Source organism: Bacteroidota bacterium, assembly GCA_016713765.1.
In the GTDB taxonomy this organism is placed as follows: domain Bacteria; phylum Bacteroidota; class Bacteroidia; order AKYH767-A; family 2013-40CM-41-45; genus Pollutiaquabacter; species Pollutiaquabacter aromativorans.
The window spans coordinates 616,914-632,931 of sequence record JADJON010000001.1 but is presented as its reverse complement, the minus strand read 5'-3'; the positions used below and the strand labels follow the sequence as shown (position 1 = coordinate 632,931).

The following is a 16,018-nucleotide window of genomic DNA, read 5'->3' as shown; positions in this document are numbered from 1 at the left end:
CCTTGCAAGTAAATGCAGCTAGAAAAACGATTTTCATCCACACGACACCGCTTCTAAACGATTGATTGTTAAAGGTATAGATGTTTTCTTAACTTTGAGATGGCTTTTAGTATTTGATGTACTTCAACCTCTTTATCATATTCGAAGCAAGTTGAATATAAATAGTGTACAAACCACTTGGTAGTTCATTCACATTTATCTCAATACTATTTCGATACACTTTCTTATATGAAGAGGCTATGGAGTTTGAAGAATTAATAATATAAATGTTCTGAATGGGGGTTGGTGAATCAAGTATTAATATATATGATCCTGGGTTAGGGAATACTCTTATAAATGTATCTGCTTCCTCAATTGTATTTAATGCATTATTCCAAAAAAGCACACTCATGGGGAACTGACTTCGAGAACCAAAATTAAATTGTGGTGCTAGTACGCTATCTGTCATGAGCATGTTGTATGCTTGTAACGGAGGATCGTTGTTTATTGACCAAAAATAATCATTAACAATTTCGGCCACATTTATAAATCGATTTGAGGGGGTATCAATTGGCAATATAGGAGATCTAAAAAGACTGGTATCCCATCTAATTATCAATGGGTAAGTAAAATTAATTGCATCAATACTAATTAATTCATGATTTGGGAAAGCTGAAAAAGAAATGGCCTTGGTCTTTGTAGTATCGCTTGCTTGATTAAATAGCCAAACATTAAAACGTGAATGATCTAGTGGCGTATGGCCTTCGCCAAGACTTGTGTCAACTCCAGAGGTCGCAGATGAATCATATATCAACCATACAGTATCTCTTTGACCAGTTCCATCCTCAAATGCAACATGAAATCTCCATTGAGATTGGCCGTAAGTCATCCCACTAAATAAATTTATCAAAAACGTGATTAACACATAGATTTTTTTCATGCTTTTCAAAGTTCCATGAACTGATTGAATAACTTACCGGAGGCCCCCAACGCAACACAAGATAAACATATGTTGAGAAATAGGCAATCATTATCGAATTAATTGTCAGGAACGAAAAACCCGCAGGGTGATCCTGGTAATGTTACAGTTGAAGGATAATGAAAGCGTTCGAGAAGGCCTATCAGATTATTGAACAATTGCAGCATGATCCGGAACAAGGGCTGATGGAATACAATTACGAGCTAAGCCACCGCGGACAATATCGATACAGGAGATCTTCCATAAAACCCTTCCTGAATCGTGTCCCGCTTTGAAAAGAGAAAACGTTAGACAAAGTAGCCCACGCTGAAAGCTAATCCGGCTTCCGGAGGGAACTTCGATCCTCTATGACGGAATTAGCAATCACCTCGGCTCTGTCGGAAATTGTAGCACAGCGCCTCGCAGTGGCCCACAGCTATTTCTCTCCGTGACCGCCTACGTACCCTTTAGTTTGCCTTAGTATCCGCCACAAGGCCCGCCTTTGAACTACCTATACTCGAAAACCATAGCGAAATTCTTCCTCCATCACCGTAACCCGCCTGTTCGTTCTACTTCACTGTGATGTTCTAAACTCTTACTATTTATAGATCACAATTCTCTCTGTAAATATCTTATTGTTCACCATGTCGTTTATCACGACTGAGTAAAGTCCATTTGCAATGTAGGATAAGTCAATGCTCGATCCATAACTATCCAATTCGCTATAAACTATTTGGCCAGTACTATTCAGCAAAGTCACTTTATATAAGTCACCGCCTCCATTTATTTCCAAATAATCGCTTGCGGGATTTGGGCCTATATTAATGTGCATGGCTCCATTCTTTTGATTCGATTCCGATTCCTGCACAGTAATATTACTGCTGCTTATTCGATAATTACTACTACTGCAGCTATTCAACTCCTCTTCAATTAGAGCCCTATCGATTGCCCCCAAGAGAGCCGCCTCTTCTACATTAATCTGGCAGATCATTGAATTTATCACTGCAATACAATCTTGGTCGGGGGCCCATGATAACATTTCATTTAAAAGTTCGATGGATTCACTTCTTAAACAGGCCAACCATAATACTTGAGCTTTGTCAAGAGAATAAACATATTTTTCATACTTATCATCTTGACTGTTAGCCAAGGAAATTCTGTTTTGAATAATATCGATTATTCTTGATATCAATAGTGAATCTGAATTACAAATAAGATCCTCAGACCTATAAGCAAATCCTAACGCCTCCATCAATTTAATATAACTGTAATTTAAAAGATATATTTCATCATTATTGGGATTATTGTAGTTCTCATTTAATATTTGAATTAACAAATTAATTGCTTCAGTATATTTATTTTGACTCTGAGAATTAAACTTATCAATTGCTTCTTTTGTTGCCTCATTCAGCGGCTTGTTAATGAAATCGTCAGTATTTATCAAATCGCATTGAGGGCAATATTTCAGCGGATCACCCATATCACATGGAGGACTCCCTGGGTGGAAATGCTTGGCCACATGATGAAGCATTACTTAACACAATACCTGTAAGAGAATAATTATTAGATACGCCATCAGTCAAATTATACTCCGCGGATGAAAGCCCTTGGGCTCCCCACCAATTATTATCAACATTGATCGAATATGGAGGCGCCATCAGCAGTCCGAATACACTGTGGCCTATTCCGGTTTGAATTGGCTTTAGGTTATTTTGACCCTTAAAAGATACAGGTATCTGCCATAAACCGTGCGAATTGAATAGTAATTATTCTCAATTGTGACATTCGCAGGATGAGGAATAGCCACATTGTCATCCATATGCAAGCTCGCACCATAATTAAAAACCACACCATTCTGATTCCATGATATGGTCCCACATTTTATATACAGGGGACAGTTATCAACACGAGTTGCTATATTATTAAAATTAATCAATGGATCATCGAGTGTCAGTACTGGGGTTGAAGCCCCTTGCCATCTAATTCCATTCTCATTAGAACTAACCTGCGTACCCCCCACTACAGCTTGATAGAAATAAGAAGGGTGAGTCATATTGCCACCATAAATACCATATTGATTATTAAAATAACTGCAATTAAACAAATTTAGCCCCTTATCTTGGACACGGATTCCAAACACATTGTGTCTAAAAACCGAAGCTATAACAGTAAGAGAACCTCCACCCAGTGTTTGCCACGCAAATATCCCGTACTTACCATATTCAAAAATACAACTGCTAACAGTACAATTAGATTGACCGAATAGATTAAGCCCACGATGATTGTTATTCTGGCCAGCGACATTACTGGTAAATTTTGAAAATGTCACGCTAACATTTGTTGTAATACCTTCTACTTGTAGCCTGGAGTTGCTATTAAGTTCAACTTTTCCTCGATTCAAATTAAAGAAAACAATATCCGATGGGATATAAAGTGACTCTTGATCAATTTGAATAATCTTCCTGCTTTGTGAAGCACCACTAATATCAATAGAGCAATTAGCCCCACAAATAACATTTCTTGAGGGCGAAAGTGAAGCATTATTAAAACGAAAAAAGCCATGATTTGAAGTCGTGCGATTTAATCGCAAAGTTGCATTGTCTTCCAATTTCAACATGCCATTTATCTCAAATACAGCAACATTGCCGTCAAGGTTTACTGTACAGTTCGGAAAATAGTTAACATAGCCGTCATCTTCAATAATTATTTTTCCATCATTCACATTTATCACAGCTCCAGTATTAATGACTAAACGCCCTCCCCTTTTAACTCTTAGGATAGCGTTTTGACCTATGTCTATTCTACTGTTAGGCTCCAAAATTAGTTGACTATTATTATCTACAACAAACTCTGCGCCCGGCTCAAGGTTCAAAAAAGAACCAGCTTTGCAGTAAAAACTTGTCGGATCAGAAAACACTTTTCGCCCATGAAAAAGTAAAGGATCGGTCATTTTTGTTGCAGTAAGTCCTTGATCTAGGATGATTACCTTGTTAGTTTTCAGATTGAGTGAATATGCATTGCTCGGACCGATTGGATTTAGGTGGATTTCTGGTGCGCACCAACGTTGATCGCTAACAATATCGACATCATCAAATCTAATCTGAACTTGTATATTACCACTGCTTTGCGATATAATCTCTATGGACACCCCGTTCAAATAAACTATTCGTTGATCTTTAGGATTATTCGCTTGAATGTCAAAACTAGTTAGATTAATCATTGAAGAAGTTGATGGATTATATCCTAATCCAAACTTTCTAACTCCGTTTAGTGTAAATACTTGTCTAGAATTACCCGCTTGAAAAACATTATACAGATAAACACCTTGCTCATTTTGATATACTTTGGGGTAGCGATCATAATAATTCAAGACATCAAAAGGTGGCACTATATCAGTCGATAATTCATCTAAATCACATTCACCTGTAAGCGGGTTCTCCTCAATTTTAAAAAACGGCTTGATGGGGGGAGGCCAGCAACTTGTTGTTTGCGTTGCAGATTCAATATCTGTGTCAAAAAATCCATCGGCAGAAATATATCTTAAATAATCTGATGGATCCCCAAATACATTCTGATATACATTGTCAACCTCATTATCTTTTCCGATTTGCATATAAGCATAAAGTCCATAAGTCGCTGGAGTAATGCATGAATTGCCTATGGCTGATCGATATTCGTCAAATTGAATTCCATTCATGCTACTCCCATTATGGTTCTCTAACCAGATATACTCTTGATATTTATTTGAAGGGGTAAAAGGCAACTTAATTCTTATCGCATCACCTGTTGTCACAAAATCGCGCAATGTATATATTCCCGCATGGCCAGAGACTGTTGCATCCAAATCGCCGGAAATCTCATACAAATTATTCATATCTCTTGCTGAGATTGAAAATGAATTTCCGGGCGCAATCCAATTCAATCGATTTCTATCCCAAGCGCTCCAACAATTCAATGCTGCACTAGACAGACTAAGTATGGCATGGGCACTATTCTTACTGAGCCACATGTTAAACTCTGCTCCTCCCGAAACATGGAAGTTATTTCCTCCCACAATCAAATGAGCAAACTCATGCCTTGAAATATCTAAAGGCATATTGGTCTGTGCTCCAAACTGAGACCAAGTATCTGTTGAATAACCCAGAATAGTGCCGATGCCTAATTGATTAGGACTTGCATTCCCTGTTCCATTTGGAATTGTGTGATTTCTCCACATTATCATTACATGATCAATTGATATATTTGGAACGTTATTTTTTTGTATGCCGTAGCCATTAGGAGTCCACATATCAAAATGTGCCGGATTTATTATTCCTGATCTGGTAATAAACCCAGAGGTCATTTGACTATTTATTGCAGAAATTAGCGCATTCTCGACACCCTGCGAGATAATGTCACTTTCATTAACTGATATGACTCCGCCATTCAATGGTGGCGCTAAATAATCGCCTTCAACTTGAAGATTGCCTGATGACGCCAATTCGAAATAGTGTGTAAACAAGCCATTCGAAGGAGTGCTAGCATTAAATAAATTATCACCCCATGTCGGAAAAGTTCCCTGCTGCCATGTAACGTAAGGGTTCGGGTCTGAATTAACATCGTAATTAACTTCAGCAAGAACTACTAAGATTCGAATAGTGCCTAGGGCAGGTAAATACCAACCGTACTGTGACCCATATGCTGATTGCGAATAAGATGTTATTGGCAAGTTATCATCCATACAATTCTGAGCATGTAGATTGATACTTGTTCCGATACTTAAAAGTAAAATAGCAAGAACTCGAGCTTGGAGATAATAAATAGTGCGTTTCATAGCTTAATATATTTAACCAGTTGGGATTCTCCTGATTCATAAATTATACAAATTGAATACATTCCACTTGGCAATTCCGGTGTATGCAACTCCACGCTAGTGGAATGTAATTCGTTATAAGTACGAACGCAAACACTCATCGAATTATATATTTTTATATTACTTATTAAACTGAGAGCTCTAATCGTCAGGTTTTCGCTTCCTGGATTTGGGAAAAGACATGTGCTAAAACTGGTCTTGTCTATATTATTCAAAGGGTCATGCCACAATTGGATATTCATCGGAAACTGGCTTCTAGAACCAAAAATAAAATACGGCGCGAAAGCAGAATCCGTAATCAACATATTATACGCGTGTGCTGATGGGTCATTATTAATAGCCCAAAAATAATCGTTATCGATCTCTGCTGTATTAAAGAACACTTGATTAGATGAATCTATCGGTAGTAAAGGTGATTGGAAAAGGCTTGTATCCCACCTGATTATCAGAGGATAGGTAAACCCAATTGCTTCTATATATGATAATCCATGGCTAGGGAACATGAGAAATGGAAGTGCTGAGACCTTTGTAGTGTCAAATGCTGGATTGTAGATCCAAACATTAAATCTGGAATGATCTAATGGAGTATAACCCTCTCCCAGACTTGTGTCTACTCCAAAAGTAGCAGTTGAATCATAGATCATCCATACAGTATCTCTTTGACCGGTTCCATCCTCAAATGCAACATGAAATCTCCATTGAGATTGGCCGTAAGTCATCCCACTAAATAAATTCATCAAAAACGTGATTAACACATAGATTTTTTTCATGCTTTTCAAAGTTCAATGAACTGATTGAGTAACTTACCTGTAAGCTCTCAACGCAACACAAGATAAACATACGTTGAGAAATAGGCAATCATTATCGAATTAACTATCGGGAACGAAAAACCCGCAGGGTGATCCTGGTAATGTTAAAGGTGAAGGATAATGAAAGCGTTCGAGAAGGCCTATCAGACTATTGAACAATTGCAGCATGATCCGGAACAAGGGCTGATGGAATACAATTACGAGCTAAGCCACCGCGGACAATATCGATACAGGAGATCTTCCATAAAACCCTTCCTGAATCGTGTCCCGCTTTGAAAAGAGAAAACGTTAGACAAAGTAGCCCACGCTGAAAGCTAATCCGGCTTCCGGAGGGAACTTCGATTCTCTATGACGGAATTAGCAATCATCCACCCTGTCTGTCAGGTGGAATAGTAGCTGTTACATGTAAACACATGCTTCCATCTTGATTTACTGATTGCTCTTCCATTGCAGTTATGCAATTGCTCCTTTAGGCATAATCGTGTTGTTTTATCAGATGAATGACCGGCATTCAGAATACTTCAGCGCCGAAAAGCAATGGGCTACCTGGACCGATCTCTAGAAATGCTATTAATCCAGGCGGAATCAATCTGGGATTAAATTATATGATTGATATTCAATTAAATATGATTAATGTGGGTCGATAAGCTTGATTTTACTAAACACCGTTCACTAACTTCGCCCCGTTAACCAAAACAACCATGGGCATCGCCGAACGGAAAGAACGTGAGAAACAGGAGATGCGCCGCAAGATCCTCGACGCGGCGTTCGAGATGTTCGTGGAGGTGGGCTACGAGCGGACTTCCATCCGCGCCATCGCCGAAAAGATCGAGTACAGCCCCGCCACCATCTACCTCTATTATAAGGACAAGGACGAGCTGCTCTACGACGTGCAACGCGAAGCCTTCGACCTGCTCGCGAAATCGTTCGCGCCACTGGCCGAGATCCGACACCCCTTCGAACGACTGCGCGCACTCGGACTTACCTACCTCGACTTCGCATTTTCCAATCCGCAGTACTACGACCTCATGTTCATCCTCACCGCACCCATGAACGTGATCAAGGAAAACATGCTCTGGGAAAACGGCTGCAACGCTTACGAATTCCTGCTTACCACCGTGGCCGACTGCATCGAAGAAAAATGCATCCGCTACGCCGACGCCAACCTCGGCGCACTACAGGCCTGGAGCATGGTCCACGGCCTCGCATCCATCTACCTCAAAAACCGATTCATGGTCATGGAAATCTCCCACGAAGAAGCCGCCGAAGGCATGCGCCAGGCGTTCCACGAATACCTCCACCACATCCGCGCCTGATATTTTTTTAACCCTGCACTAAACAGTGTTCATAGAATCGTAAGCGTTAACAAATCCATATGAAACGCCTGGTCATCCTCCTCTTCCTCCTCGCCCCCGCCCTGAGCCGCGCCCAGGGCACGCTCGACAGCCTCCTGCGCGCCGGACTCGATTCCAACCTCGGCCTCCGGCAGCAGTCCATCGCGCTCGAACGCTCCTTCGCCGCCTTGCGCGAAGCACGCGGACTCTTCCTGCCATCCCTCAGCCTGCTCGCCGACTACACCTACGCCGACGGCGGACGGAAAATCGACATTCCCGTAGGCGACCTCATGAACCCGGTGTACAGCACGCTCAACCAGCTCACGCAAAGCAACGCCTTCCCGCAGATCGCCAACGTATCGGAACAGTTCCTTCCGAACGACTTCCACGACACCCGCCTCCGCCTCGCCCTGCCGCTCATCAACGCCGAGATCTGGTACAACGAAAAGATCCGGCGCGAAGCCTACAGCGGTCAACAGGCCGCGCTCGCCGTGTACAAACGCGAACTGGTGAAGGACATCCGTACCGCCTACTACCAATTCCTACGCGCCGATCAGGCCGTAGCCATCTACACCAACGCCGCGAAACTCCTGCAGGACAACCGCCGCCTTACCGAAACGCTCGTCGGTAACGGCCTCGCCCTCCGCGCCAACCTCCTCCGCATCGACGCCCAGCTCGCGAAGAACGAAGCCGCTCGCGCCGAAGCGGTCAACAACCGCGAAGCCGCGCTTCGCTACCTCAATTTTCTCCTCAACCGCCCGCAGGATACACCAGTCGCAGTGGATACGACGCTTTTGACACCTTCGGGCGAGACCGAGGTGCGAGACCGACGTACGTGGGACGAGGCGCGAGGCGCGATTGGTCGCCGCGAAGAACTTGCGCAACTCGAGCGCGGCATCAAACAGAGCGAATACCTCGTGCGCATGAAACGCGGTTACCTGCTGCCCACCGTAAACACTTTCTTCGACGCGGGCTACCAGGGTTTCTACTACAAGTTCGACGACGACCAACAGTACTACCTCGGCGGCGTACAGCTACGCTGGAACCTGTTTGCCGGCATGACCAACACGCGCAAAGTGCAACAGGCCGAAGCCAGCCTGCGCGAACTCGAATCGAAACGCGCCGAAACCGAGCAGCAACTCGAACTCCAGGCAACCACCGCACGCCTCGCGCTGCAGTCGGCGCAGGCGCAGGCCGCCGGTACCGAAGCGCAGGAACGCTTTTCCGCCGAATACTACCGGCAGACGCTCACGCGCTACCGTGAAGGCCAGGCGCTCCTGCTCGAACTCACCGACGCCTTCACCCAGTGGACCAACAACCGGCTCGCGCGCAACGCCGCGCGCGCCCTCACCCTCGTCCGGCAGGCTGAACTCGAACGCGCCCTCGCCGCCTACCCCTTCTGATCAAAACCTTCTCCCATGAAAACCTTCATCCACAAGTTCCTCCTGCTCGCCGTACTTCCCGCGACCCTTGCCGGCTGCGGCGGCGCCGCCAAGACCGACGAACCGAAAAAAGAATCGGTCCGCGTGAAAGTCGCCGAGGTCGAGTACACCGACTTCGCCCAACCCATCCTCGCCAGCGGCACGCTCGTCTCCGACAAGGAAGCCCGCCTCTCCTTCAAGACCGGCGGCATCATCGCCGAGCTGCTCGTCGACGAAGGCGAGGCCGTCGCCAAGGGCCAGCTCCTCGCGCGCCTCAACCTCACCGAGATCGACGCCCAGCTCGGACAAGCGCGCAACGCCTTTGAAAAAGCCGAACGCGACTTCAAGCGCGTGAGCAACCTCTACCGCGACAGCGCCGCCACGCTCGAACAGTTCCAGAACGCGCAGACCGGCTACCAGCTCGCCGAACAAGCGTTGCAGATCGCCGGCTTCAACCAGCGCTACTCGTCGATCTACGCCACCGAGTCGGGCCGCGTGCTGCGCAAGCTGATGAACGAAGGCGAACTCGTCGGCCCCGGCCAACCGGTGTACGTGATCAACTCCACCCGCCCCGGCGACTGGGTCATCCGCATCGGCGTGGCCGACCGCGACTGGGCCCGCCTCGCGCTCCGCGACCCGGCCCAGGTCTGGCTCGACGCCTACCCCGGCGACACGCTCAAAGCCGAAGTGAGCGAGATCGCCGAAGTGGCCGACCCGCTCACCGGCACCTTCTCCGTCAAACTCCGCATCGAGGCCGGCGAACGTCGCCTCGCGAGCGGACTCGTCGCACGCATCCGCCTGCTCCCCGCGCGCAAGGAGAAACTCGGACTCGTACCCATCGAAGCCGTCACCACCGCCGACCGCGACGCGGCCACGCTCTTCAGCCTGCGCGACGACAGCAAGACCGTCGAAGCCCGCACCGTGCAGGTGGCCCACATCCTTCCCGACCGCGTGGCCGTGCGCGCCGAAGACGAAACCCTCCGCACCGTAGTCACCGACGGCGCCTCCTACCTCCACGACGGCGAGACCGTGACCGTCCTCCGCTGATCCTTTTCCCCTGATCCCGTTCGCAACCTTCCCATGAGACTGACCGAATTCTCCGTCAAGAACTACCAGTTCACCATCGTAATCTTCGCGATGGTGCTCGCCCTCGGCATCACCTCCCTCTTTACGATGCCCCGCGGCGAAGACCCGCTCTTCCGCGCGCCGAACTTCTTCATCGTAGCCGTGTACCCCGGCGCGAGTCCCACCGACATGGAAAAACTCGTCGCCGATCCCATCGAGGAGAAGCTGAACGAGCTCGACAACATCAAGCGCATCCGCTCCGACATCGACGACGGCCTGCTGGTCGTGCAGGTCGAGTTCATCTACAGCGAAAGCCCCGACGAGAAATACAACGAAGTCGTGCGCGAGGTGAACAGCCTCCGACCCGCCCTGCCCGCCGACCTGCTCAGCCTCGAGATCCGCAAGGTGACGGCCTCCGACGTGAGCACCTACCAGCTCGCCTTCGTCACCGACTCGGCCAGCTACCGCGCGCTCGACGACCAGGCCGACGCGCTCAAGAAGGAGATCGAGAAGATCCGCGAGGTGAAAAAAGTGAAGCTGCACGGCTACCCCGACCAGCAACTGCGCGTCTCCGTGGACCTCGGCAAGATGGCCCAGCACCGCCTCTCGCTCAACCGCGTCCTCGGCGCGATCCAGAGCGAGGCCCAGAACATCCCCGGCGGCAGCATCGACGCGGGCGGCAAGAAGTTCAACATCAAAACCAGCGGCGACTACGGCTCGGTCGAGGAAGTGCGCAACACCGTCGTGCAGGCCGGCGACGGCCGAATCGTGTACCTCAAAGACATCGCCACGGTCGAGATGGCTTACAACGACGAGACCTACCTCACCCGCTACAACGGCAAGAAGGCGATCTTCCTCACGGTGAGCGAGAAGGACCGCACCAACATCCTCGAAGTACAAAAGAAAGTCACTCCCCTCATCGACGCCGCGGTCGCGCGTCTGCCCGAAGGCATCCGGCTGGAACAGGGCTTCGTACAGGCCGACGACGTGGGCCGGCGCCTTTCGCACTTCACCCGCGATTTCAGCATCGCCATCCTGCTCGTGCTCATCACCCTGTTGCCGCTCGGCTCCCGCGCCTCGCTGGTGGTGATGATCTCCATCCCGCTCTCCATCGCCATCGGACTCTTCCTGCTCAACCTCTTCGGCTTCACCATCAACCAGCTCAGCATCGTGGGCATGATCATCGCCCTCGGCCTGCTGGTGGACGACAGCATCGTGGTCGTGGAGAACATCGAGCGCTTCCTGCGCAACGGCTACAAGCGGCGCGACGCGGCGATCAAAGCGACGCAGCAGATCTCGCTCGCCGTGCTCGGCTGCACCGCCATCCTCATCGTCGCCTTCCTGCCGATCATCTTCATGCCCGAAGGCGCGGGCGACTTCATCCGCAGCCTGCCCATGGCGGTGGTGCTCACCATCATCGCCTCCTACTTCGTCTCGGTCACCATCGTGCCCTTCCTCAGCAGCCTCGTGCTGAGCGACAAGCACTCACAGGAAGGCAACGTCTTCCTCCGTGGATTGCAACGCGTCATCAGCGGCACCTACACCAAATTGCTCGATCGCGCGCTGAAGCGTCCGGTCGCCGCGCTGCTCGTCGCGCTTGCGCTCTTCCTTGGCAGCCTCACGCTCTTCGGCGTGGTGGGCTTCAGCCTCTTCCCGCGCAGCGAGAAGCCGATGTTCCTCGTCAACATCGAAACGCCCATCGGCACCAACCTCTACAAGACCGACAGCATCGCGCGCTACGCCGAGCAGGTGGTCATGCGGCAGCCGAAGATCACGGCCGTGTACAGCAACGTAGGCAAAGGCAACCCCCGCGTGTACTACAACGAGATCCAGCGCAACGAGACCAGCAACTTCTCTCAGCTCTTTGTGCGCATGGAACCGGTGGACCTGCCCGAACTCGAAGCGACCGTCAGCGCCCTGCGCGACTCGTTCCGCGCCTATCCGGACGCACGCATCGAAGTGAAGCAGTTCGAACAGGGCCCGCCCATCGAAGCGCCCATCGCCATCCGCGTCTTCGGCGAAGACCTCGACAGCCTGCGCACCGCCGCCGGCCGCGTCGAGAGCCTGCTCAAAGGCACCGAAGGCACCCTCTACGTGAACAACCCGCTGACCAACTACACCACCGACCTCCGCCTGGCCATTAACACCGACAAAGCCGCGCTGCTTGGCATTCCCACCAGCGAGATCGACAAGACCGTGCGCATGGGACTGGCCGGACTCGGTATCGCGACGTACAAGGACGAGCAGGGCGAAGACTACACCATCAACGCCACGCTGCAGCGCGACGGTCACCCCGACCTCTCCGCGCTCGACCGCTTGTACGTCTCGTCCATGAGCGGCGCACTCGTCCCGCTCAGCCAGCTCGCCTCCGTACACTTCGAACGCGCCGTGCCCACCATCAAGCACTACAACAAGAACCGCTACATCACCGTCACGAGCTACACGAAAGAAGGCTACAACACCGCCGAAGTCACTGCCCGCGTACTCGACGGCATGAAGGGACTCCGCCTGCCTGACAACTTCACCTACATGGCCGCCGGCGAAGTCGAGAGCAGCGCGGAAAGCTTCGGCGGACTCGGCACCATCATCGTGATCACCATCTTCGGCTTCCTCGGCATCCTGTTGCTCGAGTTCAAGACCTTTAAGAGCACGCTCATCGTGTTGTCGGTGATCCCGCTCGGCATCATTGGCGCCGTGGTTGCCCTGCTCGTCTCGGGTAACACGCTTTCCTTCGTCGCCGTCGTGGGCCTCATCGCGCTGGCCGGCATCGAAGTCAAGAACTCCATCCTGCTCGTCGACTACACCAACTTCCTCCGCCGCGAAGGTCGCAGCCTCGACGAAGCGATCCACGAAGCCGGCGAGACGCGCTTCCTGCCGATCATTCTCACCACCTTCACCGCCATCGGCGGACTCATCCCGCTCGTGCTCGAACACTCGCCGCTCTACTCGCCACTCGCCTGGGTGCTCATCGGCGGACTCATCAGCTCGCTCCTCCTTTCGCGCATCGTCACGCCCGTCCTCTACAAACTCCTGCCGCCCGCGATCGAACAAGGATCTTAATAGAAGAGATGAGATGAGAAGCGGAGCGAATCTAACTCCGCTTCACCGTCTCCACCCGCTGTCCGCTCGCAGGCGCTCGCTGCCATCGGGGCTATGCACCCACACTCCGACTCCGCAAGCAGCTAAAGCAAATGCCGGTCGTAGTTTGAAGCGCAAGCCAGCGCGTTAGGAACTACGAAGCTGGTCGTAGTTTGAAGCGCCTGCCAGCGCGGAAGGAACTACGACCACAGAAGCTGGTCGTAGTTTGAAGCGCAAGCCAGCGCGAAAGGAACTACGACCTACGCACCAGCCCCAAACAACTACACCGACAAACAAAAGCTGGTCGTAGTTTGAAGCGCCTGCCAGCGCGAGAGAAACTACGATGTTGGTCGTATTTTGAAGCGCAGGCCGGCGAGAAGGAAACTACGACCTACGAATCAATCAAGCACCGCCCCGCCCCGTAGGGGCACAATAATCCTAGCTAAAAAATCCCAAAACGATCCCGACCCCGTAGGGGTCGAATAATCCGGCGGTAACATTGCTACGAACATTGCTGGTCGTAGTTTGAAGCGCAGGCCGGCGCGAAAGAAACTACGATGTTGGTCGTAGTTTGAAACGAAGGCCAGAGCGAAAGGAACTACGATGTTGGTCGTAGTTTGAAGCGCAAGCCAGTGCGTTAGGAACTACGACCTAAGCACCAGCCCCAAACAACAACACCGACAAACAAAAGCTGGTCGTAATTTGAAGCCTAGGCCAGAGCGAGAGAAACTACGACCTACGCATCAATCAAACACCACCCTGCCCCGTAGGGGCATCATAATCCTAGCTAAAAAATCCCAAAACGATCCCGACCCCGTAGGGGTCGAATAATCCGGCGGTGACATTGCTACGAACATTGCTGGTCGTAGTTTAAAGCGCCTGCCAGCGAGGAAGGAACTACGAATGCTGGTCGTAGTTTGAAGCGCAAGCCAGTGCGTTAGGAACTACGATGTTGGTCGTAGTTTGAAGCGCAGGTCGGCGCGTTAGGAACTACGACCACTGCAGCAGCGCCGAAAATCAAAAAATACAGTAAATCAAAAGTGATACCCCAGCCCCGCCGAAGCCATACGCGGCGCGAACTTCATCGTCCCCGGACGATAGAACGACTTTTCCGAGGTCTCGATTTCAACATGCTTGCCGCCGGTCTCCCACATCAGCGAAGCATTGATGCCGAACACCCAGGAGGAATCCCACAGGCGCCAGTTCCAGCCGATGTAAACACCGAACGCGCGGGAGAGGCTCGCGTTGATCTTGCTGATGCCGAGCGAATCGACCGCACGTTGCGTCGGTGTCACTTCGTTCATCTGGATCACCGCGCCGGTGATCCCGATCACCGATTCACCTTGCGAGTGACTGGGCAGACTGAACAGGTTATACGGATCGCCGCTCGAATTGAGCGCGAAGAAAAGCGTAGCCTGGCCCATGTACATTTCGCCGAGGCCCGCGCGCCATTTTTCCCGTTCACCCCCGACGAGCATTTCGGGTTGTGCATAGAGCCCGGTGGCCTGCAGACCGATCACCGCGCCGCGCAGGCGGATGATGTCGCAACCCAGGTGCAGCGAAGGCGCTGCGGAGTACTCCACATCCAGCGTTCGTTGTTTGGTGGGATCCAGCTTCTGCTTCAGCACCGCCGCCATGTCAGGATTGTTCCCGATGACGCCGAAACGGGGGTACAGGTAAAACGGATTCCGGGTGCGCATGCCCAACTGGGCGGATGCGGAAAGGGCCGTCAGCAGCAGGACGACAAGGATTCGCAGGGAACGCATGCGCGACGAAGGTAAGGGTTTTTCAGGCTGTCCCGCAGGCCACGGAACTCAGGCTTCATCGCCGTCCTTGCGGCGAGCCCAGCGCTTCCTCGATTCTTTTTTCTTGTCAGCCACCGCCCGTTCCCGGAATCGACCGTCATAAAAACCCTGCTGCAGCGCCAGCTTCCGCTGCAACCGCCGCGCCGCCTGCTGCGCCGATTCGCGTTTTTTCTTTTTACTCATCTTGATCCGTGATCGTCCGTAACAAACAATAAATGGTCTTACCTGGCCTCATACGATAACAGAATAAAGATATCAACTGCCTGTCAATTTCGTTCTTCAATTACACCACATATCTCTGTCACCTTTTCATACCGCGACCCCTACGGGGCCGTAACCAACCAAACCGCCCTGTGGGCTAGGATACCGGCGTCCCTACGGGACGCAAAGACATCCCAGGAACTGTATATCAAAACGACTATCAGAAAACCAGATCCATACCCTTCGCACCCCGGCGGGGTGCCGGTATCCCAGCACTCAACCCCAACAATAACCAACCGAAGGTTGGCTGCACTGTCCGCGCCCCAGAGGGGCACCGGTATTCCAGCGCTCAATCCCATCAATAACCAACCGAAGGTTGGCTGCTCTGTCCGTGCCCCGGCGGGTGCCGGTATACCAGCACTCAACCCCAACAATAACCAACCGAAGGTTGGCTGCTCTGTCCGCGCCCCAGAGGGGCACCGGTATCCCAGCACTCAATCCCATCAATAACCAACC

General features: G+C 50.5%; 10 protein-coding genes. 4 read left to right on the top strand and 6 right to left on the bottom strand.

Features of this window, described 5'->3' with window-relative positions; translation table 11 throughout:
* Window positions 1-106 precede the first annotated feature (106 nt).
* The 4 genes from IPJ96_02490 to IPJ96_02475 all read right to left on the bottom strand — a co-directional run bounded on the left by IPJ96_02490 (window position 107) and on the right by IPJ96_02475 (window position 6,559).
* Window positions 107-919, bottom strand: a complete 813-nt coding sequence (locus IPJ96_02490) for a hypothetical protein (GenBank protein ID MBK7909215.1) — start codon at window positions 917-919, stop codon at window positions 107-109.
* A gap of 616 nt (window positions 920-1,535) precedes the next feature.
* The gene (locus IPJ96_02485) at window positions 1,536-2,456 is read right to left on the bottom strand and encodes a T9SS type A sorting domain-containing protein (GenBank protein ID MBK7909214.1); all 921 of its coding nucleotides are present in this window, start codon (window positions 2,454-2,456) and stop codon (window positions 1,536-1,538) included.
* A gap of 183 nt (window positions 2,457-2,639) precedes the next feature.
* A complete protein-coding gene (locus IPJ96_02480; GenBank protein ID MBK7909213.1) occupies window positions 2,640-5,750 on the bottom strand; it encodes a hypothetical protein in 3,111 nt (1,036 codons plus the stop codon).
* Window positions 5,747-6,559 (bottom strand): T9SS type A sorting domain-containing protein, encoded by an 813-nt coding sequence (locus tag IPJ96_02475; protein MBK7909212.1) that lies wholly within the window; start codon window positions 6,557-6,559, stop codon window positions 5,747-5,749. Before IPJ96_02475 ends, IPJ96_02480 begins: the two co-directional genes overlap by 4 nt.
* Before the next feature lie 740 nt (window positions 6,560-7,299).
* On the opposite strand from IPJ96_02475, the gene IPJ96_02470 reads away from it, so the two are divergent.
* From IPJ96_02470 to IPJ96_02455, 4 genes are read left to right on the top strand one after another with little or no spacing between them, the layout of a single operon-like run.
* Window positions 7,300-7,914, top strand: coding sequence for a TetR/AcrR family transcriptional regulator (locus tag IPJ96_02470; GenBank protein MBK7909211.1), 615 nt, complete (start codon window positions 7,300-7,302; stop codon window positions 7,912-7,914).
* A gap of 59 nt (window positions 7,915-7,973) precedes the next feature.
* Window positions 7,974-9,335: a TolC family protein gene (locus IPJ96_02465; GenBank protein ID MBK7909210.1), complete on the top strand. Its 1,362-nt coding sequence runs from the start codon at window positions 7,974-7,976 to the stop codon at window positions 9,333-9,335.
* Between the two features lie 15 nt (window positions 9,336-9,350).
* A complete protein-coding gene (locus IPJ96_02460; protein ID MBK7909209.1) occupies window positions 9,351-10,400 on the top strand; it encodes an efflux RND transporter periplasmic adaptor subunit in 1,050 nt (349 codons plus the stop codon).
* Window positions 10,401-10,433: 33 nt separating this feature from the next.
* Window positions 10,434-13,478, top strand: a complete 3,045-nt coding sequence (locus tag IPJ96_02455; GenBank protein MBK7909208.1) for an efflux RND transporter permease subunit — start codon at window positions 10,434-10,436, stop codon at window positions 13,476-13,478.
* Window positions 13,479-14,530: 1,052 nt separating this feature from the next.
* On the opposite strand, the gene IPJ96_02450 is transcribed toward IPJ96_02455, so the two are convergent.
* Both IPJ96_02450 and IPJ96_02445 read right to left on the bottom strand, forming a co-directional pair.
* Window positions 14,531-15,262: a hypothetical protein gene (locus IPJ96_02450; protein MBK7909207.1), complete on the bottom strand. Its 732-nt coding sequence runs from the start codon at window positions 15,260-15,262 to the stop codon at window positions 14,531-14,533.
* A gap of 48 nt (window positions 15,263-15,310) precedes the next feature.
* Window positions 15,311-15,484, bottom strand: a complete 174-nt coding sequence (locus IPJ96_02445; GenBank protein MBK7909206.1) for a hypothetical protein — start codon at window positions 15,482-15,484, stop codon at window positions 15,311-15,313.
* Window positions 15,485-16,018: the final 534 nt, after the last annotated feature.

Coding starts and splice junctions, on each gene's coding strand:
- IPJ96_02445 (MBK7909206.1), bottom strand. CDS start 15,484: ATGAGTAAAAAGAAAAAACGCGAATCGGCGCAGCAGGCGGCGCGGCGG.
- IPJ96_02460 (MBK7909209.1), top strand. CDS start 9,351: ATGAAAACCTTCATCCACAAGTTCCTCCTGCTCGCCGTACTTCCCGCG.
- IPJ96_02475 (MBK7909212.1), bottom strand. CDS start 6,559: ATGAAAAAAATCTATGTGTTAATCACGTTTTTGATGAATTTATTTAGT.
- IPJ96_02465 (MBK7909210.1), top strand. CDS start 7,974: ATGAAACGCCTGGTCATCCTCCTCTTCCTCCTCGCCCCCGCCCTGAGC.
- IPJ96_02450 (MBK7909207.1), bottom strand. CDS start 15,262: ATGCGTTCCCTGCGAATCCTTGTCGTCCTGCTGCTGACGGCCCTTTCC.
- IPJ96_02480 (MBK7909213.1), bottom strand. CDS start 5,750: ATGAAACGCACTATTTATTATCTCCAAGCTCGAGTTCTTGCTATTTTA.
- IPJ96_02490 (MBK7909215.1), bottom strand. CDS start 919: ATGAAAAAAATCTATGTGTTAATCACGTTTTTGATAAATTTATTTAGT.
- IPJ96_02470 (MBK7909211.1), top strand. CDS start 7,300: ATGGGCATCGCCGAACGGAAAGAACGTGAGAAACAGGAGATGCGCCGC.
- IPJ96_02455 (MBK7909208.1), top strand. CDS start 10,434: ATGAGACTGACCGAATTCTCCGTCAAGAACTACCAGTTCACCATCGTA.